The organism is Maribacter sp. (assembly GCF_049667165.1).
GTDB lineage: Bacteria > Bacteroidota > Bacteroidia > Flavobacteriales > Flavobacteriaceae > Maribacter_A.
Genome location: NZ_JBATHS010000412.1, coordinates 1 through 1,752, shown reverse-complemented (window position 1 = coordinate 1,752; position 1,752 = coordinate 1). Strand labels below are relative to the sequence as shown.

The window sequence follows — 1,752 nt, the reverse complement described above, 5'->3', positions numbered from 1 at the left end:
GTATGTACGGCATCTGCCAAGCGTATACCCACCGCCATTAGATTTATACAATCTTGGTACCTATAGTCTTTCAACTTTTCAGTGTCATATGAAATATTTGGAAACCAATTTCGTAAGGAAGCATAATTATCTTCAAAAGGCCTAATACCCTGTATGGCCAAATTATGAATAGTATATACAAACCGTATTTTTTTAAGAGACTCGTATGCTGGATGATAGGTTTTCAAAAACAACAATAGGCTTGAATGCCAATCGTGCATGTGCACAATGTCCAACGTCCCAAAGGCCCCTTGCTTAATGGCCTCCGCTACAGCGGTACAGAAAATCACATATTTTACAAAATCGGTAAAAAATGGTTCAACAGGATTATCATGGTAAATCTTGGCAATTTCACCACCTTGGATCTCTGGATGATGAATGACATAATGGTGGATGTTGCTGAATTCTTTCTTGGGGACAACTTCATACAATTCGGCGGTATAGGTAGCACCCCTTAACTCAAAATTAAGATTGGTCTTGAACACCCCCCCCACATGTAAACGTGAATAAGCAGGGACAACCACATGTACCCGATCACCCCGTTCCGAAATCTGTCTCGGCACATCACGGACCACATCGCCCATACCACCAGCTTTGCACTTATACAATCCGTCATTTTCAGCGGCAACAAAAAGAAAGTTATTCATGTAATGGAAGCATCATTTATTAGTAGTAGATATTTTATTAAGTTAGGTAATTTTAGCAATAGCACCAAAAAAAAAAGCCTTTCAAAGAAAGGCTTTTTATAATCTATGTTGATTACTGGTTTACTTTGAAAGCCTTTTCCTGTGGAAAATAGGCCGTACTTCCCAATTCCTCTTCGATGCGAAGCAATTGGTTGTATTTCGCCATTCTATCAGAACGTGAGGCAGAACCGGTCTTAATTTGCCCAGTATTCAATGCCACGGCCAAATCAGCAATGGTATTATCCTCTGTTTCACCCGAACGGTGCGACATCACGGATGTATAACCGGCATCCTTGGCCATATTAACGGCTGCAATCGTCTCGGTTAAAGAGCCTATCTGATTTACCTTGATCAAAATTGAATTGGCAATCCCATTTTTTATACCCTTTGACAATCGTTCAACATTGGTTACATAAAGATCATCTCCAACCAATTGAACCTTGTCACCGATCATATCCGTCAAGACTTTCCAACCGTCCCAATCGTTTTCATCCATTCCATCCTCGATGGAGATAATAGGATATTTAGCACAGAGTTCCGCCAAATATTCAGCTTGTTCCTTTGAGGTACGAACCGCACCCTTATCGCCTTCGAATTTTGTATAATCGTATTTTCCGTTTTCATAAAATTCCGCAGCGGCACAATCCAAGGCTATCTTAACATCCTTACCAAATTTATAACCCGCATTTTCAACAGCTTTGCCAATCGTTTCTATGGCATCTTCGGTACCTTCCAAAGTTGGGGCAAAACCACCTTCATCACCTACAGCCGTGCTTAGTCCCCTGTCGTGCAATACTTTTTTAAGGTGATGGAATATTTCCGTACCCATTTGCAATGCATGTGAGAAACTCTTCGCCTTAACAGGCATGATCATAAAGTCCTGAAATGCGATGGGGGCATCTGAATGTGAGCCCCCCTTGATGATGTTCATCATAGGCACAGGAAGTGTATTGGCACTTACACCACCCACATATCGATACAATGAAATACCCAGCTCGTTGGCCGCCGCTTTGGCAGTAGCCAAGGA

Annotated in this window: 2 protein-coding genes; both read right to left on the bottom strand. The window is 41.7% G+C overall.

Annotated features, from left to right (window positions below; translation table 11 throughout):
* A partial coding sequence (locus WBM98_RS18550; protein ID WP_424367505.1) for a glycogen/starch synthase occupies nt 1-686 on the bottom strand: 686 nt, incomplete at its 3' end.
* Nucleotides 687-798: 112 nt separating this feature from the next.
* Nucleotides 799-1,752 (bottom strand): phosphopyruvate hydratase (eno, locus tag WBM98_RS18545; RefSeq protein WP_424367504.1); only part of this gene is annotated, 954 nt, incomplete at its 5' end.